Source organism: Streptomyces sp. NPDC049585, assembly GCF_040675615.1.
In the GTDB taxonomy this organism is placed as follows: domain Bacteria; phylum Actinomycetota; class Actinomycetes; order Streptomycetales; family Streptomycetaceae; genus Streptomyces; species Streptomyces luteosporeus.
The window spans coordinates 304,277-326,679 of record NZ_JBFAPE010000001.1; the positions used below are offsets into that span (position 1 = coordinate 304,277).

Annotated in this window: 20 protein-coding genes; 10 read left to right on the forward strand and 10 right to left on the reverse strand. The window is 72.2% G+C overall.

Features of this window, described 5'->3' with window-relative positions; translation table 11 throughout:
- Window positions 1-52 precede the first annotated feature (52 nt).
- The gene (locus AB0K17_RS01425; protein WP_365981722.1) at window positions 53-991 is read left to right on the forward strand and encodes a hypothetical protein; all 939 of its coding nucleotides are present in this window, start codon (window positions 53-55) and stop codon (window positions 989-991) included.
- Window positions 992-1,313: 322 nt separating this feature from the next.
- A complete protein-coding gene (locus tag AB0K17_RS01430) occupies window positions 1,314-1,718 on the forward strand; it encodes an ATP-binding protein (protein WP_365969404.1) in 405 nt (134 codons plus the stop codon).
- Between the two features lie 99 nt (window positions 1,719-1,817).
- Here the strand turns inward: AB0K17_RS01430 and dapC are convergent, their stop codons facing one another.
- Together dapC and fdxA are read right to left on the reverse strand one after the other, a co-directional pair.
- On the reverse strand, window positions 1,818-2,915 hold the full coding sequence (dapC, locus tag AB0K17_RS01435; RefSeq protein ID WP_365981723.1) for a succinyldiaminopimelate transaminase: 1,098 nt from the start codon (window positions 2,913-2,915) through the stop codon (window positions 1,818-1,820).
- A 109-nt stretch (window positions 2,916-3,024) separates the two neighbouring features.
- A complete protein-coding gene (gene fdxA / locus AB0K17_RS01440; protein ID WP_365969402.1) occupies window positions 3,025-3,354 on the reverse strand; it encodes a ferredoxin in 330 nt (109 codons plus the stop codon).
- A 114-nt stretch (window positions 3,355-3,468) separates the two neighbouring features.
- Here fdxA and AB0K17_RS01445 point away from each other — a divergent pair, with 114 nt between their 5' ends.
- Complete coding sequence (locus AB0K17_RS01445; RefSeq protein WP_365969401.1) at window positions 3,469-4,482, forward strand: GNAT family N-acetyltransferase; 1,014 nt, start codon at window positions 3,469-3,471, stop codon at window positions 4,480-4,482.
- A gap of 13 nt (window positions 4,483-4,495) precedes the next feature.
- A complete protein-coding gene (locus tag AB0K17_RS01450) occupies window positions 4,496-5,335 on the forward strand; it encodes a transglutaminase-like domain-containing protein (RefSeq protein WP_365969400.1) in 840 nt (279 codons plus the stop codon).
- A gap of 313 nt (window positions 5,336-5,648) precedes the next feature.
- Here AB0K17_RS01450 and AB0K17_RS01455 read toward each other — a convergent pair whose 3' ends face one another.
- From AB0K17_RS01455 to AB0K17_RS01490, 8 genes are all read right to left on the reverse strand, one after another.
- On the reverse strand, window positions 5,649-6,254 hold the full coding sequence (locus AB0K17_RS01455) for a response regulator transcription factor (RefSeq protein WP_365969399.1): 606 nt from the start codon (window positions 6,252-6,254) through the stop codon (window positions 5,649-5,651).
- Window positions 6,251-7,462: a sensor histidine kinase gene (locus AB0K17_RS01460; RefSeq protein ID WP_365969428.1), complete on the reverse strand. Its 1,212-nt coding sequence runs from the start codon at window positions 7,460-7,462 to the stop codon at window positions 6,251-6,253. Before AB0K17_RS01460 ends, AB0K17_RS01455 begins: the two co-directional genes overlap by 4 nt.
- An 80-nt stretch (window positions 7,463-7,542) precedes the next feature.
- Window positions 7,543-8,283: an ABC transporter permease gene (locus tag AB0K17_RS01465; protein WP_365969398.1), complete on the reverse strand. Its 741-nt coding sequence runs from the start codon at window positions 8,281-8,283 to the stop codon at window positions 7,543-7,545.
- Window positions 8,280-9,233: an ABC transporter ATP-binding protein gene (locus AB0K17_RS01470; RefSeq protein WP_365969397.1), complete on the reverse strand. Its 954-nt coding sequence runs from the start codon at window positions 9,231-9,233 to the stop codon at window positions 8,280-8,282. The genes AB0K17_RS01465 and AB0K17_RS01470 overlap by 4 nt, the downstream gene beginning before the upstream one ends.
- 168 nt (window positions 9,234-9,401) lie before the next feature.
- Window positions 9,402-12,278: a hypothetical protein gene (locus tag AB0K17_RS01475; protein WP_365969396.1), complete on the reverse strand. Its 2,877-nt coding sequence runs from the start codon at window positions 12,276-12,278 to the stop codon at window positions 9,402-9,404.
- A gap of 181 nt (window positions 12,279-12,459) precedes the next feature.
- Window positions 12,460-12,852: a DUF6113 family protein gene (locus AB0K17_RS01480; protein WP_365969395.1), complete on the reverse strand. Its 393-nt coding sequence runs from the start codon at window positions 12,850-12,852 to the stop codon at window positions 12,460-12,462.
- Window positions 12,849-13,739 carry an N-acetyl-1-D-myo-inositol-2-amino-2-deoxy-alpha-D-glucopyranoside deacetylase gene (gene mshB / locus AB0K17_RS01485; protein ID WP_365969394.1) on the reverse strand — a complete coding sequence of 297 codons (891 nt, stop codon included), beginning with the start codon at window positions 13,737-13,739 and terminating at the stop codon, window positions 12,849-12,851. The genes AB0K17_RS01480 and mshB overlap by 4 nt, the downstream gene beginning before the upstream one ends.
- A gap of 52 nt (window positions 13,740-13,791) precedes the next feature.
- Window positions 13,792-13,986 carry a hypothetical protein gene (locus AB0K17_RS01490; protein ID WP_344439842.1) on the reverse strand — a complete coding sequence of 65 codons (195 nt, stop codon included), beginning with the start codon at window positions 13,984-13,986 and terminating at the stop codon, window positions 13,792-13,794.
- A gap of 272 nt (window positions 13,987-14,258) precedes the next feature.
- Here AB0K17_RS01490 and AB0K17_RS01495 point away from each other — a divergent pair, with 272 nt between their 5' ends.
- The 6 genes from AB0K17_RS01495 to AB0K17_RS01520 all read left to right on the forward strand — a co-directional run bounded on the left by AB0K17_RS01495 (window position 14,259) and on the right by AB0K17_RS01520 (window position 22,388).
- Window positions 14,259-16,400 (forward strand): alpha/beta fold hydrolase, encoded by a 2,142-nt coding sequence (locus AB0K17_RS01495; protein WP_365981724.1) that lies wholly within the window; start codon window positions 14,259-14,261, stop codon window positions 16,398-16,400.
- Between the two features lie 154 nt (window positions 16,401-16,554).
- Window positions 16,555-17,505, forward strand: coding sequence for an ABC transporter permease (locus AB0K17_RS01500; protein WP_365970095.1), 951 nt, complete (start codon window positions 16,555-16,557; stop codon window positions 17,503-17,505).
- Between the two features lie 25 nt (window positions 17,506-17,530).
- On the forward strand, window positions 17,531-19,342 hold the full coding sequence (locus tag AB0K17_RS01505) for an ABC transporter substrate-binding protein (protein ID WP_365970094.1): 1,812 nt from the start codon (window positions 17,531-17,533) through the stop codon (window positions 19,340-19,342).
- Between the two features lie 24 nt (window positions 19,343-19,366).
- Complete coding sequence (locus AB0K17_RS01510; protein WP_365970093.1) at window positions 19,367-20,344, forward strand: ABC transporter permease; 978 nt, start codon at window positions 19,367-19,369, stop codon at window positions 20,342-20,344.
- Entirely contained in the window at window positions 20,341-21,336 is a 996-nt protein-coding gene (locus AB0K17_RS01515) for an ABC transporter ATP-binding protein (protein ID WP_365970092.1), read from the forward strand. Before AB0K17_RS01510 ends, AB0K17_RS01515 begins: the two co-directional genes overlap by 4 nt.
- Complete coding sequence (locus tag AB0K17_RS01520; RefSeq protein ID WP_365970091.1) at window positions 21,333-22,388, forward strand: oligopeptide/dipeptide ABC transporter ATP-binding protein; 1,056 nt, start codon at window positions 21,333-21,335, stop codon at window positions 22,386-22,388. Before AB0K17_RS01515 ends, AB0K17_RS01520 begins: the two co-directional genes overlap by 4 nt.
- Window positions 22,389-22,403: the final 15 nt, after the last annotated feature.

The following is a 22,403-nucleotide window of genomic DNA, read 5'->3' on the forward strand; positions in this document are numbered from 1 at the left end:
GCCGGTGACGCCGGGGCGGTCGGTGGTCGGTCTCTGAAGTAACGTGACCCGCATGTCCCGGATCACCGTCACCCGCCGTGGCCGACTGCTGCGAACCGTGGCCGCCTGCGCCGTGCTGCTGGCGCTGATCGGCTATCTCGTGGTCCAACTGGTGACGGGTGGGCCGGGCGCCCCGCGGTGCACCGTGCGGGCGGACGGGGAGTCGTACGGGATGTCGCCCGAGCAGGCCGTGAACGCGGCGACGATCTCGGCGGTGGGCTCCTCGCGCGGGCTGCCGGAGCGGGCGGTGACGATCGCGCTGGCCACGGCGATGCAGGAGTCGGGGCTGCGCAACATCCACCACGGGGACCGCGATTCGCTGGGGCTGTTCCAGCAGCGGCCGACCCAGGGCTGGGGCACGGCGGCGCAGATCACGGACCCGGTGTACGCGGCGGGCAAGTTCTACGACCACCTGGTGGAGGTGCCCGGCTACTCACGGCTGCCGCTGACGGTGGCTGCGCAGAAGGTGCAGCGCAGCGGGTTCCCGCAGGCGTACGCCAAGCACGAGCCGGACGCCTCGTTGTTGTCGTCGGCGCTCACCGGCCGGGTGGCGGCGTCGTTCAGCTGCACGACGAGCCCGGGGGACGGCAAGGCGGGCGACGCGGGCGCGGTGCGCACGAAGCTGGTGCGCGAGTTCGGCGCGCTGGTGCGGCCGTCGGTGACGGGCGGTACGGGCGCGGACGGCCGGTCGGGGGCCGCCGGCGGGGCGGGCACGCTGACGGTGCCGGTGGGGCAGGGGACGGGCCTGGAGGCCGGTCCGCGGGACGGGGCGCACCTGGGCTGGGCGCTGGCGTCGTGGGCGGTGGCGCACGCGGCGGAACTGCGCATCGACCGCGTTTCCTTCGACGGCCGCGTGTGGACGGCGAAGAATTCTGCGGACGGCTGGCAGAAATCGACGGAAGCGGCGCAGACGTACGGCTCGCCGGCGGTGCGCATCTCCACCGTTCGGTAGCCATTCGATAGCCGTTCGGCAGCCGCTCAGGAGTGCGACGATCCCCTCTCCTGGAGTACACCGGATCCACCGGAGTTGCCTCCGCCGGTCACACCCGTACGCATTCTCGACCGGCCCTCAACTTCCCTGCGTTCAAAGGCTTTTCAACCCTCCGCATCGATTGACGACCTGCCCGGTATGGCGGGATTGGGAGGGGGCGGATAATGCGATGCATTACTCACTCTTTACCTTGGTCCACCGCAACCTTCGAGGGGCTCACGCGGTAGTCACTGCGTCCGCACGCCGGACACAACCGACCTCATCACTCCGTCAAAGGAGCAACATGTCCCTCCCCCTCACGCGTCGGATCGCCCGGGTCGCCCTGCTCGTCGCAGCGGGTGCCGCTCCCGTCGTCGGTGCGGCCGGCTCTGCGAGCGCCGCGGACCTCGTCAAGGCCCCCGACGCCCTCGGTGGCCTGAGCTCGGTGGACAGCGCCAACCTGGGCAACAACCTCGACTCGACCTCCCACCAGGCCGGGTCCGTGGCGCAGGGCGTCGGTGCCAAGGCCGTCCACACCACCACCAGCACGGTCGGCAAGGCGACCAAGGAGCACGTGCCGGCCGCGCAGAAGGCCGTCGGCCAGGTCGCGGGCGGCGCCGGCAAGGCCGTGGGCGAGACCGCCAAGGGTGTCACCAAGTCCGGCCTGCCCACCCAGGGCCTGCCGACCCAGGGTCTTCCCCTCAGCTGATCCGGCGCGCGGTACGCGCGAAGGGGGCCCTGGAACATGACGTTCCGGGCCCCCTTTGCATGGTCTCCGCGCCCTCGGCGCGTACGCCGGTGCGTAGGCCTACTCGGCCAGACGGCGGACCGCCGCCTCCACCCTCTCGTCGGTGGCGGTGAAGGCGATCCGTACGAACCGCTCCCCCGCCTCGCCGTAGAAGTCGCCCGGCGCGACGAGGATGCCCCGCTTCGCCAGCTCGCCCACCGTCTCCCAGCACGACGCATCCCGCGTCGCCCACAGGTACAGCGACGCCTCGCTGTGCTCGATGCGGAAGCCGGCGCCCTCGAAGGCGGCACGCAGCGCGCTGCGGCGCGCGGCGTAGCGGGCCCGCTGCTCGGCGACGTGCGTGTCGTCGCCGAGGGCCGCGACGGTGGCGGCCTGCACGGGCGCGGCGACCATCATGCCGCCGTGCTTGCGGATCTGCAGCAGCTCGCCCAGCACCGCCGCGTCACCGGCGACGAAGGCCGCGCGGTAGCCCGCCAGGTTGGAGCGCTTGGACAGCGAGTGGACGGCGACGATGCCCTCGTACGAGCCGCCGCACACCTCCGGGTGCAGCACGGAGACGGGGTCGGCCTCCCAGCCCAGCTCCAGGTAGCACTCGTCGCTCAGCAGCAGCACCCCGTACTCGCGCGCCCAGGTCACGGCGCGGCGCAGCTCCTCCTTGGACAGCACCCGGCCGGTGGGGTTGGACGGCGAGTTCAGCCACAGCAGCTTCAGCCCCGCCGGGTCCAGCTCCCACGGCTCGTCGTACTCGACGGGCTCGGCGCCCGCCAGCCGGGCGCCCACCGCGTACGTGGGGTACGCCAGCCGCGGGAAGGCGACCTTGTCACCGGGGCCCAGGCCCAGCTGGGTGGGCAGCCAGGCCACCAGCTCCTTGGAGCCGACGACGGGCAGCACGTTCGTGTGATCCACGCCGCGGGCGCCCAGCCGGCGCTCCACCCAGCCGGTGAGCGCGTCGCGCAGGGCGGCGGTGCCCCACACCGTGGGGTAGCCGGGGCTGTCCGCGGCGTCGGCCAGCGCCTGCCGGATCAGGGCCGGGACCGGGTCGACGGGCGTGCCCACCGACAGGTCGACGATGCCGTCCGGGTGGGCGGCGGCGGTGGCCTTGTACGGCTCGAGCCGGTCCCAGGGGAAGACGGGGAGGCGGGAGGAGACTGCGCTCATGGGCTCGCTCTCGTGCGCTGGTGCTCTGACGGTGCGGTGGGGGCTCACCGGGAAACGCCGGAGCCCCGCACGGCGGCTCGGCCGTACGGGGCCCGATGGCTTCCGCTGCTCAGTGGGCGGGGTTGATGTCCGCCGGGAGCGAGGCGACGAAGGGGTGGTCGCGCTCGATCAGGCCCAGCTTGGAGGCGCCGCCGGGCGAACCGAGCTCGTCGAAGAACTCGACGTTCGCCTTGTAGTAGTCCTTCCACTCCTCGGGAGTGTCGTCCTCGTAGAAGATCGCCTCGACCGGGCACACCGGCTCACAGGCGCCGCAGTCGACGCATTCGTCCGGGTGGATGTACAAGGACCGCTGGCCCTCGTAGATGCAGTCGACGGGGCACTCCTCGATGCATGCCTTGTCCTTGACGTCGACACAAGGCTGCGCGATGACGTAGGTCACGCTGTCGTTCCTCCTCGGTAGGGCTCATCTCGCGCGGGAGCGCGGCGTCGTCGATGCCCACACCTAGTATCTCCCTCCCGGAGCACCTGACGAACAAGAGGGGCGAGCAGAGCTGTGGAATTCACCACGGGCGGAGGGCCGGCGGTGCGGATCAGCGCCACAGATGTGGGAAAAAGGGTCTCGATCCGGCGTCTGAACGACCCCGGGAGTTCCCCCGAGCGATTCACCGACACGGTCGGTGTGCTCACTTCGTGGACAGCGGGTGTGCTGCGCATCACACGGCGTTCCGGGGAGGTCGTCGACGTCGCGGAATCCACGCTCGTCGCGGCGAAGGTGATTCCGCAGGCCCCCGCCCGTCGCCGGGGCCCGGCCGCCGGACGCCGCGAGCTCGTCGAGATCGCCGCCCGCGGCTGGCCCGCCCCGCACACCGGCCGGCTGGGTGACTGGACCCTGCGCGCCGCCGGCGGCTTCACCCACCGGGCGAACTCCGTCCTGCCCCTCGGCGACTGCGGCCTGCCCCTGCCGCAGGCCCTCGAACGGATCACCGCCTGGTACGCCGAACGCGGCCTTGCCCCGTGCGTACAGGTCAGCACCGGGGACGCCGCGGCCGACGAGCGGCTGGACGCGGAGCTGGCCGCCCACGGCTGGACCGCGGAACGGCACGCCCTGATGCGCACCGCCGCCCTGGCCCCCGTCGCCGACGCCGTCCCGGCCGCCGAGGCCGCGGCCGGCGTACGGCTGAGCCGCGAACCGGACGCCGCCTGGCTGGAGGCCTACGGCCGCACCGGCGACCCCGCCGCCGCCCTGGCCGTGCTCACCGGTGGGCCGTCGGTGTGGTTCGCGACCGTCCCCGGCAAGGAAGCCGGCGAGGAGCCGGCGGCCATAGCGCGCTGCGTCGTCGACGGCCGCTGGGCCGGCTTCGCCGCCCTGCACGTCAGCCCGGACCGGCGCCGGCAGGGCCTGGCCACGCTGGTCATGGCCGCCCTCGCCCGCACCGCCCTCGACGAGGGCGCCTCCGCGGCATACCTGCAGGTCGAGACCGACAACGGCGCGGCCGCCGGCCTCTACGACGAGCTCGGCTTCACCACCCACCACGCCTACCACTACCGGCGCGGGCCGGTGCAGTAGGACGCTGGCAGGTATGTACGACGAGACCACCGACCGGCGACGCTGCTTCGCCGCCGAGGCCCGCGAGGACCGGCCCGACCTGGCCCACCTGTGCCTGCTGATCTCCGCCGAGGCGGCGGACGGACTGCCGGAGGCCGACCTCGACGCCGCACAGATCGAGCTGGACCGCCTCGCCGGGCTGCTGCCCGCCCTCGGCCGCGCCGCCGAGCCCCGGCAGTGGGCGGACGCCCTCGCCCGGCTCCTCGGCGAGCACTGCGGCTTCCACGGCACCCCCGCCGAGTACCGCCGCCTGGAGTCCTCGCTGCTCCACGAGGTCCTCAGGCGGCGGCGCGGCCTGCCGATCCTGCTGTCCGTGGTCTGGCTGGAGGTCGCCCGCCGCGCCGGCGCTCCCGTGTACGGGGTGGCCCTGCCCGGCCACTTCGTCGTCGGCTTCGGCGACCCGTGGGGCCGCCACGTCCTGGCCGACCCCTTCGACGGCGGCCGCGTCCTGTCCGAGGACGACGCCCGGCTCCTGGTCGCCGGCGCCACCGGCACCCCCCTGGATGCGGCGGCCTTCTCCCCGGCGGAACCCCTGGAGATCATCCTGCGCATGCTCAACAACATCCGCGCCTGGGCGGCGGCCCGCCCCGAACGCAGCGACGTCCAGCTGTGGGCCGTCGAACTCTCCCTCCTGCTGCCCACCCACCCGGCGCGCCTGCGCTACGAACGGGCGGAGCTGCTGGTGGAACGCGGCGACTTCGTGCGCGGGGCGCGCGAGATGGAGGAGTACGCGGAGGTCATCGCCCCGGTCGAACCGGCCGCGGCGGAATCCGTCCGTCACCGTGCGCTCGCCGCGCGGGCCATGCTGAACTGACGGGGCGATGCCCTGCGGGCCACTGCTCCCCAGCCCCACCTCCCCGTGTCCGAGCGGGGCTGCGCCCCCTAGGCCGTGTTCGGCGGATCATGCAGTGCCCCGTCAGGGGCGCGGGGCGGTGTTGTTCTGCCGCTGCCGCCGCGTGGGCGCGATCGGCCAGCGACGGCCCGCAGTCGACGCGCCACCCCGGAGTCCGGGCAACCTGCGGGTACGCCGTGGCTTGTCGCGCAGTTCCCCGCGCCCCTACGGGGCGCCGTGGTTGCCGCGCGACGTGGGTTCGCCGGACCGGGGTCCGGGGCGGAGCCCCGAAATGTCACAGCCACCCCTTGTCGCGCGCTATGCGTACCGCCTCCGCGCGGTTGCGCGCGCCCGTTTTCTGGATCGCCGTCGACAAGTAGTTGCGCACCGTCCCCGGCGACAGGTGCAGCCCCTTCGCCAGTTCCGCGTTCGTCGAGCCGTCCGCCGACGCCGCGAGCACGGCCCGTTCGCGGTCGGTGAGGGGGTTGGCGCCCTCGGCCAGGGCCGCCGCGGCGAGCGTGGGGTCGATGACCCGTTCCCCCCGCAGGACCCTGCGCACCGCATCCGCCAGCTGTGCCGCCGGCGCGTCCTTGACGAGGAAGGCGTCCGCTCCGGATTCCATGGCGCGGCGCAGGTAGCCGGGCCGGCCGAAGGTGGTGAGGATGACGACTTTGAGCTGCGGCATCTCGCGCCGCAGGAGGCCCGCCACGTCCAGTCCGGTCATGCCGGGCATCTCGATGTCCAGCAGCGCCACGTCGACGGGCGTGTGCCGGGCGGCGTCCAGGACCTCGTCCCCGCGGGCGACCTGGACGACGACTTCGATGTCCTCTTCCAGCCCGAGAAGCGCGGCCAGGGCCTCCCGGACCATCGACTGGTCCTCGGCAAGCAGTACTCGTATCACAGCGACAGCGTAGGGTCCTGCGTCCCTGCTCGTCGTGACAGTGGGACGGAGGCCTGCAGGCGGAAGCCGCCGCCGGGGGCGGGGCCGGTGGTGAGGCGGCCGTCGGCGAGGGCGAGGCGTTCGGAGAGGCCGGTCAGGCCGTTGCCGTACGTGCCGGCGGGCGCGCCGCTGCCGTTGTCGGTGACGGTCAGGCACATCGTGTCGCCGGCTTCCTCCAGGACGACTTCGCAGCGGCCGGCGCTGCTGTGCCGTACGACGTTGGTGACGGCTTCGCGCAGGGCCCAGGCGAGTGCGCCTTCGGCGTCGGGCGGCAGGTCGGGGTGGCCGCTGCCGGGGGCGCGGGTGAGGTCGGCGGCGATGCCGGCGGCGGCGAGGGCGGTGCGGGCGCCGGCGAGTTCGGCGTCGAGGGTGGGGCGGCGGAAGCCGCTGACGGCCTCCCGGACGTCGACGAGGGCCTGCCGGCTGACGCGTTCGATGTCGGCGACCTGCTGGGCGGCGGCCTCGGGCCGGTCGGGCAGCATGCGCCCGGCCAGTTCGCTCTTGAGGGTGATGAGGGAGAGGGAGTGCCCGAGGAGGTCGTGCAGGTCGCGGGCGAGCCGCAGGCGTTCCTCGTTGGCGGCCAGGTGGGCGACGGTGGCCCGGGCCTCGCGCAGGGCGCGGGTGGTCAGGGCCATCTGGCGCACGCCGACCATGGCGAAACCGCCGAGGAGCGCCGGGAAGACGAGGGCGACGATGAGTTCGCCCCAGGTTCCCGGCGTTCCCTCGGCGGTGGGCGCGCCCATGGCGACGGCCACCAGTACCCCCGTGACCAGTGGAATTGCCGAGCGGGCGAGCTTTGCGGGCAGGACGGCTCCGCAGGCGATGCTCGTGAAGACGAAGAGCACCAGCCACCGGCTGCCCAGCGTCAGCGAGAACGCCATGCCGTGCGCGAGCAGCACGCACAGCCAGAAGAGGACGACGGGCCGCCGCAGGGCCCGGCCCATGTGCCGGAAGACGAGGACGAGGTAGGCGGCGACGAAGGACAGCAGGCCCACGGCGCCGACGACCGTGCCGGCGGTGCCGTGGTGGTGGCCGAGCACGTCCTCCGCGGGGCTGGCGAGGTAGGCGAACCAGATGCCGATCCACATCAGCTTGATCGTCATCTGGCGCCGGTTCTCCGGTGCCTGCCCGATGGCGTTGTCGTAGGACGGGGTGTCCTGCGTCTCCATCAGGGTCCGCCACGCGGTGCGGAGCCGTTCGGCTGCGGCCACGGCCGTCTCTCCTCGCTGTCCTCGCTCGCCTCGTCCGTTCAGGACTTGTGGGTGTCCTTGCGGTACAGCATCGCGGCCGCACCGGCGAACAGCACGAGGTACGCCGCCAGCAGCGAGACGTCCTTCAGGTGCGGGGCGTCGCCGACCTCGATGGCCTGGCCCAGCGCGGCGTACGCGTGGGTGGGCGTCCACTTGGCGATGCTCTGCAGCCAGTCCGGGAAGGTCGCGGTGGGCATCCACAGGCCGCCCAGGATGGACAGGGCGAAGTAGACGAGGAACGTCACGGGGCGGACGGCGTCGCCGGTGACGAGGTAGCCCAGGGCCACGCCGAGCGCGGCGAAGACGATGCTGCCGGCCCAGATGGAGCCCGTGAGGGCGCCCCACTGCCAGGCGTCGAGCCGCACGTGCTTGACGACGGCGGCGACGACGAAGACGAACACGATGGAGGGCAGGGAGACCACGGCGGCGGAGGCGACCTTGGCGCCCACGTAGCCGCGGCCCGGCAGGGCGGTCAGGCGCAGCTGGCGCACCCAGCCCTTCTCGCGCTCCTTGGCGATGCGCTCGCTGGCGCCCACCAGGACGGCGGTGATGGCGCCGAAGGAGGCCATGGAGACCATCATCAGCAGCGGCAGGGTGAGATCCGTGCCCTTGACGAGCTCCTTCTCGCTGGCCCCACCGGCGATGACCAGGAAGAGCATCGCGGGGTAGAGCACGGAGAAGAACATGAACTTCTTGTTGCGCAGGGTGCGCGTGATTTCGAGCTTGATGAGAGTCTTCATCGGGCCGCCTCCTCGGCGGTCGCGGCGTCGTTGATGGCGAGGAAGGCCTGTTCCAGGCCGAGGCCCGCGACCTCGAGGTTGCGCGGGTACAGACCGAGCCCGTACAGGGCGTGGACGGTGGCGTCGGCGTCCTGGGACTGGATGCGCACGGTGCGGCCGCTCACCTCCAGGGAGCTGATGAAGGGCAGCTCGCGCAGTGCGCCCTCGCCGATCGGCTGGTCGAGGTCGAAGACGATCCGCCGGCCGCCGGCCCGCGCCTTGATCTCGGCGGCGGAGCCGTCCGCGAGGACGCGGCCCTGACGCAGCACGACCACGCGGTCGGCGATCGCGTCGGCCTCTTCGAGGTAGTGGGTGGCGAACAGGACCGTGCGCCCCTGGCGCGTCTGCTCGCGCATGACGCTCCAGAACGCCTGGCGGGCCGAGACGTCCATGCCCGTGGTCGGCTCGTCCAGGATGATCAGGTCGTTGGCGCCGGCCGTCGCCATCGCGAAGCGCACGCGCTGCTCCTGGCCGCCGGAGAGCTTGTTGACCATGCGGTCGGCTATGGAGGTCAGGTCGGCCGCTTCGAGCACCTGCTCCACGGGGAAGGCCTTGGGGTGCAGGTCGCAGGCGAGCTTGACCAGCTCGCGGACCTTGACCTCCTCCATCAGACCACCGGACTGCAGCATCGCGCCGACCCGGCCCTGGGCGATGGCCTGCCCGGGCGTGGTGCCGAAGACCTCCACCCGGCCCGCGTCGGGGTTGCGCAGCCCCAGCAGCAGGTCGAGCGTCGAGGACTTGCCGGCACCGTTGGGGCCGAGCAGGGCGACGGTCTCACCCGGGTAGAGGTCGAGGTTCAGATCGGCGACGGCGTGCACAGTGCCGTAGCTCTTGCTCACATTCGAAAAGCTGACCACGGGAGCGCCTGTGCGGCGCCCTTCCCCCGTGTACGTGCCTGCAGTAGTGGTCATGGCAAGAATCATCCCAAGCCGAACACGGCTTCGGGCAGTGTCAGCCGTCGTCAGGCAGGCATGACAGATGTCATGGGTGCTCCCGTGACCCTGCCGGGAACGGCCGAAAACGATCGGCCCCCGTCGCCGAGGAGGCGACGGGGGCCGAGGCAGTTCCCTACGACGGCATCAGCTGAGCGGGATGACCCCCACGCGGGCCGCGCCCTTGGCACGCAGCGCCTTGCCGAGCGCACCGGCGACGTCCTGCGGGGTGACCGGCTTCTTGGTGCCGTCGCCGCGCTGGATGAGCACGCCGTTGAACTTGGTGCCGTACAGCTCCTTGAGCGCCTCGAGGTCGTAGTTCTCCACGAGCTTGCCGCCGACCTCCTTGACCGAGAGGATCTTCGGCAGGGAGCGCTCCGGACCGAACTGGATGCTGTGCGCGGGATCCGTCTGCACCGTGACGAGTCCGGACATCGCGGGCACCGCGAACTCCTTCATCATCCGGTCCACCTCGGCATTGCTGACCTTCGGCTGCTGGGCCGAGGTGGTCAGCGTCACCGGCCGGTCCTGCCCGCTCGCCGCCCGGTCGCGGTACGCCTTGGCGACAGCCTGCACCGACTTGTCCACGTCCAGGCCCTCGTACGGCTGGCCGTAGACCGCCACTGCCTTGCCCGGCTCGAACTTGATCGTGCCGTCCTTCGCCGCACCCGTCTCGCCGGCCAGCGTCTTCAGCGCCGCCGCGACCTTCTCCTCGTCCACGGTCACGGCCGGCTCGGCGGCATGCGTGCTGCCGACCAGCGAACCGAGGACGGTGACCGGGTTGTAGTCCCGGCCGGCCGCCGCACGCACGGTCTCCTGCGTGTCGATGGCCAGACCCGCCACCGACGGCTTGAGCTCGGCCGACTTGCCGCCGATCGACACCTTCAGCGGCGCGGACGCCCGGCCGCCCAGCGCCGCGTCCAGCTTCTTGACGGCCTCGTCCTTGGACTTGCCGCCGATGTCGACGCCCAGCACGGTCGTGCCGTTGGGCACGTCGGCGTGGTCCAGCAGCAGCCCCGCACCGTACGCCACGGCGACCAGGCCCACGAGGCCACCGCCGAGGAGCACGAGCTTCGAACGCCCCTTCTTCTTGGGCGCCGCCTTGGCCTTGCCCTTCGCCGCGGGCTTGCCGGCGGCCGGCTTGGCCGGAGCGGGGGGCGGCGGCACGGCGCCCTTGGGCTTGGGCACGGCGACACGCGGCGCACCGCCGTCCACGGGCCGGCCCCCCTGACCACCCGCCGGCGGCACCGGCGGCACACCGCTGACCAGCGCCTCGCCGGCAGGGTTCGGCACGGGCGCCGGAGCGGTGGCACCGGCGGGCTTCTGCCCGCCGCCCTTCTTCTTGCCCTTGGGCTTGGCCTGTGCCTGTGCCTGCGCCTGTGTCTGTGTCTGTGTCTGCGTCTGCGTCTGCTGCACGGCGGGTACGCCCTCACGCGGCGTGTCCGTCCGCCCGGCCGCGAACGCGGCCCCACCGGCGGGCACCCCACCGATGCTGGGGGCAGGGAACTGCTGTGTGGTCTGAGCACCCGGCGCCGCGGGTGCCTGCGGCTGGGCCTGGGGCTGCTGCGCGGTGTCGCGCACCCACCCCTTGCCACGGTTGGCCTTCTGCCCACCCGCCTGCGCAGGATCGCCGGCCCACCCGGCGGGCGCCTGGCCATTGCCCCACGCGTCGGCACCACTGCCGACACCGGCAGCAGAACCGGCGCCGGCCGGGCCACCGGCCTGCGCCGGACCATTGGCCCACGCATCCGCACCACTACCGGCACCGGCAGCAGAACCGCCACCGGCCGACCCCTGCTTCCGAGCCCCGGACCCCGCACCAGCCGGACCACCGGCCTGCGCCGAGCCGTTCGCCCACGCATCCGCACCACTGCCCACACCGGCAGCAGAACCGGCACCGGCCGGGCCCTGGCCGCCGGTCCAGGCGCCGGCAGGAGCAGCGCCCCCGGCCTGAGCCGCAGCCGCGCCGGCGGCGCCGGCACCCGGCGCGGCCGCGCCGCGGGCCTTGCGGCCCACCGGCTGCTTCTTTCCGGCGCCGGCCTGACCCTGGCCCGAACCCTGGCCGTTGGCCCACGCGTCCGCACCGGCGGCGGCGCCGCCCCAGGCGTTGCCGCCCCCGGCCTGTCCCTGGCCCTGTCCCTGGCCCTGTCCCTGGCTCTGTCCCTGGGGGTTCGCCCACGCGTCCGTACCGCTGCCGACGCCGGCACCCGTGCCGGTCGGCGCGGCGCCGTTCGCCCAGGCGTCCGTACCGGCCGGAGCCTGGCCGTTGCCCCACGCGTCGGCGGCACCGGAACCCGTACCCCTCGACGCGGCGTCAGCGGCCGCGGCCTTGCGGCCTGCAGGCCGCTTCTTCGCGGCACCGGCCTGGCCCCGGCCCGGGCCCTGCGCCGTGTCCGTCCAGGCGGGCGTGCCGGTCGACGGCACGTCACCCTGCCAACCGGCATCCGCACCCGTGGGCGTGCCGCCCTGGGGCAGGTGCCCCGCGGGGTCGCGGCGCGGCAGCGGGGGCTGGCGGCGCGGCGCGGACGTGGCGCCCGACGACTTGCGCGGGGCGAACCAGTCGCTGGTCTTCTCACCGCCGGCACCGCCGGCACCGGCAGCCGGCGTCCCGTCGGCCGCAGCCGCGGCCGCGGCGCCGGCCGCGGCGGCGGGGGTCTTCTTCGTCGGCTTGGGCCGCGTCGGCAGCCCGGCCCTGCTGCGCGGCGGCTCGCCGCCACCGGGCGCCGGGGCGGGCGCGGACGCGGGCGCCGCGGCCGGGTCGGCGGCAGCCCCCTCGTCGCCGACGGGCGTGCGCATGACGACGGGGGGGATGGGCCGTGAGCCCGGGATGTTGATGCGGATCCGCGTCGTCAGTGTGGTCTCGGTCTTCGGTTCGCCCTGGGCGGCCGAGGCCGGCGATGCGGGTGCGGCGCCAGTGGCCGCTTCCTCCCCGGTCGGGGTCCCGTACGGCTGGGTGCCCGAGGGGTACGAGGCGCCACCGCGGCCCTTGGGCCCGGAGGACGAACTGTCAGATGCACGGCTCAAAGCAGGATCTCCCGGTTACTCTTTGCCGCCCTCGTTGACCTCGCTCGGGGTCGCCCATTGCCGGAGGCCAGGGGAGGCTCGGCGGCGCGCACCACCATACTGGGCACCGCGTGCCCGTCATTGACGTCCGTTGGCGGACTCCCCCGACCGGCCGGACGGCGGTCGGGGAGAAATCGTCACGTCACTTGCCAAGTCGGGCCGAAGGCCCGTCCGGTTGCGCCGCCTTCGGAACCGTGGCACAGATCACAGCGACGGTCATGCCGCCGATCAGGTAGCCCCAGGAGCCGATGCCGGCTCCGAAGAGGAAGTCGCCCTCGGGTCTGTTGGCGGCGAGCACGAGGATGGCGGCGAGCCAGCCGAGGCCGGCGGCGTAGCCGCCGCCGCGGGCACCGGTGAGGAGGACGGCGCCCCAGCACACGGCGCCGGTGGCGGCCAGGGCCAGCAGCAATCCGGCGGGGAACCAGCCGCCTTGGACGAGGGCCCCGGTGACGCCGACGGCGAAGCCGAGGGCGGCGAGGCCGAGGTAGGCGGCGAGGCGTCCGGGGCCGGGCAGGTGGAACAGGCCGTCGTTCACTGCGTCACCCCCGCGAAAAGGTCGTTCTCGGGCAGCGGCCCGCCGGGCGTGCCGCGGACGAGGCGGTAGTACTCGGTGGTGAGGAGCGGTTGCCCGAGGCCGTTGGAGAGGGCGAAGAAGTCGCCGTCGACGACGATCTGGGTGGCGTGGGCGCGCATGGCGGCGGCCTTGCGGTCGCCGTGGCGGGTCGCATCGAGCACGGCGGTGACCTCGTCGTCGGGGACGACGCCGGGCACGTCCGTGGGCGCGGCGATGCCGGTGAAGGCCGGGTGCCGGTCTCCTTGTGCGCGCAGCTGTGCGAAGCCGGCGTCGACGGCGGAGGCCGGTACGCAGTTCCAGTAGATCTTGGCGATCTCGTGGGGGTCGCCGAGGTCACGCCGGAAGACCGGTTCGGCGGCGAGTTCGGCGGCGCGCATGGCCACGCGGTTGGCCTTGATGTGGTCGGGGTGTCCGTAGCCGCCGTCGGCGTCGTAGGTGACGAGGACCTGTGGGCGCACCTGGCGGATCACCTCTACGAGCGATGTGGCCGCCTCGTCGGTGTCGGCCTGCCAGAAGCTGCGCGGGTCGTCGTTCTGGGGCGCGCCGGTCATACCGGAGTCGCGGTAGCGGCCGGGGCCGCCGAGGAGGCGGTGGTCGGTGACGCCGAGCTCCCGCATCGCGGCCGCGAGTTCCTGCGCGCGGTGGGCGCCGAGGGTGTCGTCCCGGTCCGCGGTGAGATGGGCCAGTTCGGGCGGGATGACCTCGCCCTCCTCGCCGAGCGTGCATGTGACGAGCGTGACGTGGGCACCCTCGGCGGCGTACATGGCCATGGTCGCGCCGTTGTTGATCGACTCGTCGTCCGGGTGCGCGTGCACCAGGAGCAGCCGGCGGCCGGGAAGATCCGTCATGGGACCAGCCTACGAGTCGTACGGACCGGGGTCCGACCGCCGGGGCCGCCCGTCAGAACTTGATGTTGCTGACCATGGCGGTCACGCTCGAAGTGAGCTGGTGGATGGTCGGGCCCATGGACGAGCTTGCGAGATAGAAGCCCAGCAGCATGCAGACGACCGCGTGCCCCAGCTTCAGTCCGGACTTCCGGACCAGCAGGAAGACGATGATCGCCAGCAGCACCACCGCCGAAATCGAGAGCGCCACAGCGGCTCACCTCCAGGGACGCGCGGTCGGGACGGTTCGGCAACGAGTACAGCGGAACAGCGAACAGCACACAGCGAACCAGCGGGCGGCACGGCAAAAGACATACGAATGCCCGGAGGCACCCGGACACCCACAACCGTGCCCACTATGCGCGAGCGATCATAACTTTCCGTGTGTGCGCATGACTCGGAGCACGGGAGCAAACACGGGGCGCACGGCGAGTTCTCGCCGACCTGGGTGAACCGGATGGTAGGAGACGTAGGCTCGCGCGCATGACCGCACAGCACCGCGAACCGGCCTCCTTCCCCCGTCAGTACGCCCGCACCCAGCGGTTCTCCCTGGGCGCGCCGCGGGCCTTCACCGTCTCGCCGGACGGCGCGCGTGTCGCGTTCCTGCGCTCGCGCGCGGGCACCGACCGGGCCAACGTCCTGTGGGTGCTCGACCTGGACGAGGGCCGGGAGTACCCGGCCGCCGACCCGCACATGCTCCTGGGCGGCTCCGAGGAGGAGCTGTCGGCCGAGGAGCGGGCCCGCCGCGAGCGGGTCCGGGAGGGCTCGGCGGGTGTCGTGGGGTACGCGACGGACGCCACGGCGGAGTTGGCGGCCTTCGCGCTGTCCGGCCGGCTGTTCGTGGCCGAGCTGCGCAGCGGCACGGCCCGCGAACTGCCCGTGCCGGGCCCGGTCATCGACCCGCGCCCCTCCCCCGACGGCCGCCATGTGGCGTACGTGGCGGGCGGTGCCCTGCGGGTGGTGGACGCCGACGGCGGCGGCGACCGGGCGCTGGCCGAGCCGGAGGCGGCGACGGTCACCTGGGGCCTGGCGGAGTTCATCGCCGCGGAGGAGATGAGCCGGATGCGCGGCTTCTGGTGGGCGCCGGACGGCAGTGCGCTGCTGGCGGCCCGCGCGGACGACGCGCCCGTCGAGCGCTGGTGGATCGCCGACCCCGCCAACCCCGGCAGTGCCCCCGCCGAGGTGGCCTACCCGGCGGCCGGCACCCCCAACGCGACGGTGTCGCTGGCCGTGCTGGGCCTGGACGGCTCGCGCACCGAGGTCGACTGGGACCGCGAGCGCTACCCCTACCTCGCGCGCGTCCACTGGTCGGACGGCGGCCGCCCGCTGCTGCTCGTACAGACGCGCGACCAGCGCGCGCAGGCGTACCTCACCCTGGATCCGGCCACTGGTGCCACAGATGTGCTGCTGACGGAAGAGGATCCGAAGTGGCTTGAACTGTTCGATGGTGTGCCCGCATGGACACCGGACGGACGACTCGTGCGCATCGCCGACCGCGACGGCGCCCGCGTCCTGCTCGTCGGCGACCGGGCCCTGACCGGGCCCGAGCTGCACGTCCAGGCCGTTCTCGACATCGCGGACGAGGACGTGCTCGTCGCCGCCTCCGCCGGCCCCGCCGCCGGCGAGGACGACGCCGCGACCGGCGAGTCCCACGTCTACCGCGTCACCGACGGCCTCGTGGAGCGACTCACGGACGGCGGCCGCAACTCCGTCGTCCGCAGCGGGGCCGTCACCGTCCTGGTCTCCGCCTCCCTCGACGAACCGGGCGCCGCGGTGCGGGTGCTGCGCGACGGCAAGCAGATCGCCACCGTCGTCTCCCACGCCGAGACCCCCGTCCTGACCGCCCGGCCGCGCCTGACCCGCGCCGGCGCCCGCCGCATCCCCGCGGCGGTGCTCCTGCCGACCGGTCACCGCGACGGCGACGGCCCGCTGCCGGTGCTCATGGACCCCTACGGCGGCCCCCACGGCCCGCGCGTGGTCGCCGCGCACAACGCGCACCTGACCTCCCAGTGGTTCGCCGACCAGGGCTTCGCGGTCATCGTCGCCGACGGCCGGGGCACCCCGCACACCTCGCCCGAGTGGGAGAAGTCGATCCACGAGGACTTCGCCGGCGCCACCCTCGACGACCAGGTCGAGGCCCTGCAGGCGCTGGCCGGGCAGTACCCGCTCGACCTCGGCCGGGTCGGCATCCGCGGCTGGTCCTACGGCGGCTACCTCGCGGCCCTCGCCGTCCTGCGCCGCCCCGACGTCTTCCACGCGGCGGTGGCGGGCGCGCCGGTCACCGACTGGCGGCTGTACGACACGCACTACACCGAGCGCTACCTGGGGCTGCCGCAGGAGCGCCCGGAGGTCTACGCCCGCAACTCCCTCGTCACGGACGAGGGCCTGTCGGCCCCCGTCGCCCCCGCCCGGCCGCTGATGATCATCCATGGCCTGGCGGACGACAACGTGGTGGCGGCCCACACCCTGCGCCTGTCCTCGGCCCTCCTGGCCGCGGGCCACCCCCACGAGGTCCTCCCCCTGTCCGGCGTCACCCACATGACCCCGCAGGAACAGGTGGCGGAGAACCTCCTGCTGCTGCAGGTCGACTTCCTGCGACGTTCGCTGCCGCAGGCTGCGCAGTAGCCCGCTTGTCCTCGAACGCCGGACGGGCTGCATTGCAGCCCGTCCGGCGTTCGAGGACCGGGGGTCCGGGGGCGGAGCCCCCGCCCCCTTGACTGCACCGTTCATCCGTTGCCACAGTCCGCAGCAACAACACGCATCCGCGGGGGACTTGGCGATGGACAACGCGCTCGTCGGCCGCTCACCCGGCCAGCTCATGTGGCGCCGCTTCAAGCGCGACCGCTCCGGCGTGGTCTCCGCCTACGTCGTCGCCGTCTTCTTCCTCGTCGCCCTCGCCGCGCCCCTGATCTCCGCCCTGTACGGCAAGGACCCCACCACCACCTACGGCCTGAACGACCCCGGCCTGCTCAACCAGTACGGCTATCCCGTCCGCCCCAACGGGGGCATCTCGTCCGACTTCTGGTTCGGCATCGAGCCGACACTGGGCCGGGACGTGCTCACCCAGCTCGCGTACGGCATCCGCACCTCCCTGCTGATCGCGACCGCCGCGACGGTGCTGTGCGTCCTGACGGGCGTCCTCGTCGGGGTGACCGCCGGCTACGCGGGCGGTCGGACGGACTACTTCCTGGGCCGTTTCATCGATCTGCTGCTCGCCTTCCCGGCGCAACTGTCGTTCATCGCCTTCACCCCGGTCGTGTACTCGCTCTTCGTGAGCCCGGAGAAGGAGACGCCGACCTCCCTCCGCGTGGTCACCCTGATCCTCGTGCTGTGGGTGCTGGGCTGGATGGGGCTGGCGCGCTTGTTGCGCGGGCAGGTGCTCAGCCTGCGGGAGCGGGAGTTCGTCGAGGCGGCACGCGTGACCGGCGCCTCGCCGTGGCGGATCATCTCCCGGGAGCTGCTGCCCAATCTGTGGACGCCGATCCTCGTCCAGACGACGCTGATGCTCCCTTCGATGGTGACCGTAGAGGCTGGTCTGTCCTTCATCGGCGTCGGGATCCTGGAGCCCACCCCGGACTGGGGCCGCATGTTCGCCAATGGCGCCCGCTACTACGAGAGCGACATCACCTACATCTTCTTCCCCGGGCTGGCGATGATCGCGTTCGTCGTCGCCTTCAACCTGCTCGGGGATTCGGTGCGGGACGCCTTCGACCCCAGGACGAGACGATGACGACCGACAGGCAGGTGCTTCGACCATGACGCCCATTCGCCCGTGCCACCGTCCGGCTCCGCCGAGAGCGCGCATCGCCGCCGTTCTCGCCACGGGCGCCCTGGTCCTCACCGCGTGCAGCAGCGGAGGGGGTGGCGGCGGGCAGGGCGGCGAGAGTCAGCAGGCGGGCGAGGACAAGACGGTCTCGGGCAACTACTCGATCGGCACCAAGGCCGACTCCACCGGCCCCGCGCCCGAGGTGCCGGGCGCGAAGAAGGGCGGGACGGTCGCCGTTCTGCAGCGGGACGCCTTCAACCACTTGGATCCCGGTCAGATCTATTACGCGGACACCCTGACCAACCAGATGCTCTACAACCGCACCCTCACCTCGTACAAGGTCGACGACAAGGGCCGAGTGAAGATCGTCGGCGATCTGGCCACCGACGCGGGCACGGTGTCCGACGGCGGGAAGACATGGCGGTTCACCCTCAAGGACGGGCTGAAGTTCGAGGACGGCTCGCCGATCACCTCGCAGGACATCCGCTGGGGCATCGAGCGCCTGTACGCCTCCTTCGAGACCGACGGCCCCCTGTACATCCCGCAGTGGCTCTCCGGCGAGGCCAACGACTTCCGCAAGGCGCTGCCCGACGGCCCGTACAACGGGCAGCACCTGCCGGCGTCCGTACTGGACACCCCCGATGCCAAGACCGTCGTCTTCCACTTCCGCCGGCCGCACGCGGACACCCCGTACGCCACCGCGATGCCCAACATGGGGCCGGTGAAGGCGGCGAAGGACAGCAAGCAGAAGTACGACAACGCGCCCTTCTCCAGCGGCCCGTACAAGGTCGGCGACTACAAGGTGGGCAAGTCGCTCACCCTCGTCCGCAACGAGAACTGGGATCCGAGGACGGATCCGGTGCGCCATCAGTACGCCGACCGGTTCGAGATCAGCTTCGGCCACCAGTACGCGGACTCCACCCGCCGCTTCCTCGCCGACCAGGGCGGCGACAAGAACGCGCTGTCCTTCAGCAATGCGGTGGCACCGGAGATGACCGAGAAGGTCCTCGCCCAGGCCGACACCAAGGCCCGGCGCCTGCTGGAGATCCAGCCCTACGTCGACTACATGGCCTTCAACACCAGCCGTCTCACCGACGTCCGCGTCCGCAAGGCGCTCGCGTACGCCATGCCCAACGGCCAGATCCTGCAGCAGAACGGCGGCTCCACCGCCGGCGTCGTGGCCACCAACTACCTCTCCCCCGCCATGGACGGTTACAAGCCCACCGACCCCTTCGGCAAGAAGGCCAAGCCCGCCGGCGACCCGGAGAAGGCCAAGGAGCTGCTGAAGGAGGCCGGCAAGCTCGGCCAGGAGATCGTCTACGCCTACGCCAACACCGACGTGCAGCAGAAGGTCTCCGTCGTGGTCACCCAGGCCCTGGAGCGGGCCGGCTTCAAGGTGGAGAAGAAGGAGGTGGACGCGAACATCTGGCGCACGGCCATCGCCGAGGTGAAGAACAAGTTCGACATCTACCGCTACTCGTGGGGCGCCGACTGGCCCATCAGCTCCACCGTCGTACCGCCGCTCTTCGACGGCCGGCAGATCGCCGACGGTTCGCAGAACTACGTCCACCTCGACAACCCCAAGGTCAACGCGGAGGACGACCGCATCTCCGCCATCCCGGACGTGAAGAAGGCCGCCCCCGAGTGGCATCAGCTCGCCGACCGCATCCTCACCGAGGACGTCGCCGGCGTGCCCACCTTCTACAACCGGCAGTTCTCCCTGTGGGGCTCGAACCTGGGCGGCGTGAAGTACCACCCGGTGTACGGAACCGTGGATCCGACCGCGGTCTTCGTGAAGTAGTCGGCGGGCAGGGGGAACCGGACCGTGCTGAGATTCCTGGCCCGCCGCATCCTGGGGGCCGCCGTCATCACCGTGCTCATCAGCGCGATCACCTTCTTCCTCTTCTTCGCGCTGCCCTCCGAGCCCGCCCTGATGTCCTGCGGCAAGAACTGCACCCCCGACGCGCTGGCCGTCATCAACAAGAACCTGGGCCTCGACCAGCCGGTGCCCGTGCAGTACTGGCACTACATGGCCGGCATCTTCGCCGGCCGCGACTTCTCCGTCGGCCACTGCCCGGCCCCCTGCTTCGGCTACTCCTTCTCCAACCAGCAACCCGTCTGGGACACCATCGTCGACCGCTTCCCGACCACCCTGTCCATCACCCTCGGCGGTGCCGTCGTCTTCCTCACCGTCGGCGTCGGCATCGGCATGCTCGCCGCGGCCTTCCGGGGCACGTGGATCGACAAGTTCTTCAGCTCCCTGTCGCTCCTCGGCAACGCCCTGCAGATCTACTTCGTCGGCGTCATCGCCCTCGCCGTCCTCGTCAGCGGCCTGCACTGGATGGACAACCCCGCCTACCACCCCATCACCGAGGACCCGGTGAAGTGGTTCACCGGCATGCTCATCCCCTGGCTGGTGCTCTCCATCATCTTCATCGCCAACTACAGCCGCATGACCCGCTCCCAGATGATCGAGCAGCTCGCCGAGGACCACGTCCGCACCGCCCGCGCCAAGGGCCTCTCCCGCCGCACCGTCTTCTTCCGCTACGCCTGGCGCGGCGCCCTCGCCCCCATCGTCACCATCTTCGGCATCGACCTCGGCTCCCTCTTCGGCGGCGCCATCATCACCGAAACCACCTTCAGCCTCCACGGCCTGGGCCGCCTCGCGGTCTCCTCCGTCAGCGAGACGGACCTGCCGACGCTGATGGCGGTGATGCTGGTGGGCTGCACGGCCATCGTGATCGCCAACATCGCCGTCGACGCGGCCTACGCGGCCATCGACCCGAGGGTGAGGCTGGCATGACGACTCCCTTCCTCTCCATCCGCGACCTGCACGTCCACTTCGCCACCGAGGACGGCACCGTCAAGGCCGTCGACGGCCTGGACCTCTGTCTCCCCCGCGGCCGCACCCTCGGCATCGTCGGCGAGTCCGGCTCCGGCAAGTCCGTCACCAGCCTCGCCGTGCTCGGTCTGCACGATCCCCGCAGCACGACGACCCGCGGCGAGATCGTCCTCGACGGTGAGGACATCACCTCCGCCCCCGAGTCCGTCCTCGAAAAGCTGCGCGGCAACAAGATGGCGATGATCTTCCAGGACTCGCTGACCGCCCTCTCCCCGTACTACTCCGTCGGCCGTCAGATCGCGGAGCCGTTCCGCAAGCACACCGGTGCCTCACGCCGCGAGGCCCGTCTTCGGGCGATCGAGATGCTGCACCGCGTCGGCATTCCGAATCCGGCCCTGCGCGTGGACGACTATCCGCACCAGTTCTCCGGCGGCATGCGGCAGCGCGCGATGATCGCAATGGCGTTGGTCTGCGATCCGGAGCTGCTGATCGCCGACGAGCCGACGACGGCCCTGGACGTGACCGTGCAGGCGCAGATCCTGGATCTGCTGAAGGAGCTGCAGCAGCAGACGGGGTCGGCGATCGTCCTGATCACGCACGACCTGGGCGTGGTCTCGCACACCGTCGACGAGGTGCTGGTGATGTACGCGGGCCGGGCCGTCGAGCGCGGCACCGTCCGCGAGGTGCTGCGCGAGCCGCAACACCCGTACACCTGGGGTCTGCTGGGCTCGATGCCGCGCCTGACCTCCGACGTCGACCGGCCGCTGACGCCCATTCCCGGCACCCCGCCGAGCCTGCTGGACCCTCCTGCCGGCTGCCCGTTCCATCCGCGGTGCGCGTACACGGCCGAGGTGGGCGGCGACCGCTGCCGTACGGAACGTCCGGAACTGCCGCCCGGCACGGGTCACGGCGCGGCCTGCCACCTGCACCAGACCGGGGAGAGAGGCGCATGACCGACGACATCCTCGTCGCCGAGGGCCTGACCAAGCACTTCCCCCTCATGGCCGGCTTCCCCTTCAAACGCAGGATCGGCGCGGTCCAGGCCGTCGACGGCATCGACCTCGCCATCCGGTCGGGGGAGAGCTTCGGCCTGGTCGGCGAGTCGGGCTGCGGGAAGTCGACGACCGGCCGGCTGCTGACGCGCCTGCTGGAGCCGACAGCCGGCCGGATCCGCTACCGCGGCGAGGACATCACGCACGCCGGCCGCAAGGAGCTGGCCCCGATCCGCTCCGAGATCCAGATGATCTTCCAGGATCCGTATGCGTCCCTCAATCCGCGGCAGACCGTGGGCCGCATCGTCTCCGGCCCCATGGAGATCAACGGCATTGCGCCGCCCGGCGGGCGGGAGGCACGCGTCCGGGAACTGCTGGAGGTGGTCGGCCTCAACCCCGAGCACTACAACCGCTTCCCGCACGAGTTCTCCGGCGGCCAGCGCCAGCGCATCGGCATCGCGCGCGCCCTGGCGCTGGAGCCGAAGGTGATCGTGGCGGACGAACCGGTCTCCGCCCTGGACGTCTCCATCCAGGCCCAGGTCGTCAACCTCCTGCGCACGCTGCAGGGCGAGCTCGGCATCGCCTTCGTCTTCATCGCCCACGACCTCGCCGTCGTACGGCACTTCTCGCAGCGGGTCGCCGTGATGTACCTCGGCAAGATCGTGGAGGTGGGCGGCCGGGACGACATCTACCGCCACCCCCGTCACCCGTACACCCACGCCCTGCTGTCGGCGGTGCCGGAACCGCTGGAGGCGGCCGACGCCCCGCCCGAGGGGACGGTACGCGAGCGCATCCGGCTGGCCGGCGACGTACCGTCCCCGGTGAGCCCGCCCTCCGGCTGCCGCTTCCGCACCCGCTGCTGGAAGGCCGCGGACCGCTGCGCGACGGAGGAGCCCCCGCTGGTACGGGCGACGGGCAGCGCCGAAGGACACCTGTCCGCCTGCCACTTCCCGGAGCCGCCGACCATCGCGCGGGACACGGAGGTCGTCCTCGACCCGGCGCTGCGCACCTGACATTTGTCCCGGGTC

Coding starts and splice junctions, on each gene's coding strand:
- AB0K17_RS01430 (WP_365969404.1), top strand. CDS start 1,314: ATGTCCCTCCCCCTCACGCGTCGGATCGCCCGGGTCGCCCTGCTCGTC.
- AB0K17_RS01425 (WP_365981722.1), top strand. CDS start 53: ATGTCCCGGATCACCGTCACCCGCCGTGGCCGACTGCTGCGAACCGTG.
- dapC (WP_365981723.1), bottom strand. CDS start 2,915: ATGAGCGCAGTCTCCTCCCGCCTCCCCGTCTTCCCCTGGGACCGGCTC.
- AB0K17_RS01500 (WP_365970095.1), top strand. CDS start 16,555: ATGGACAACGCGCTCGTCGGCCGCTCACCCGGCCAGCTCATGTGGCGC.
- mshB (WP_365969394.1), bottom strand. CDS start 13,739: ATGACGGATCTTCCCGGCCGCCGGCTGCTCCTGGTGCACGCGCACCCG.
- AB0K17_RS01470 (WP_365969397.1), bottom strand. CDS start 9,233: ATGACCACTACTGCAGGCACGTACACGGGGGAAGGGCGCCGCACAGGC.
- AB0K17_RS01515 (WP_365970092.1), top strand. CDS start 20,341: ATGACGACTCCCTTCCTCTCCATCCGCGACCTGCACGTCCACTTCGCC.
- AB0K17_RS01520 (WP_365970091.1), top strand. CDS start 21,333: ATGACCGACGACATCCTCGTCGCCGAGGGCCTGACCAAGCACTTCCCC.
- AB0K17_RS01495 (WP_365981724.1), top strand. CDS start 14,259: ATGACCGCACAGCACCGCGAACCGGCCTCCTTCCCCCGTCAGTACGCC.
- AB0K17_RS01465 (WP_365969398.1), bottom strand. CDS start 8,283: ATGAAGACTCTCATCAAGCTCGAAATCACGCGCACCCTGCGCAACAAG.
- AB0K17_RS01450 (WP_365969400.1), top strand. CDS start 4,496: ATGTACGACGAGACCACCGACCGGCGACGCTGCTTCGCCGCCGAGGCC.
- AB0K17_RS01505 (WP_365970094.1), top strand. CDS start 17,531: ATGACGCCCATTCGCCCGTGCCACCGTCCGGCTCCGCCGAGAGCGCGC.
- AB0K17_RS01460 (WP_365969428.1), bottom strand. CDS start 7,462: ATGGAGACGCAGGACACCCCGTCCTACGACAACGCCATCGGGCAGGCA.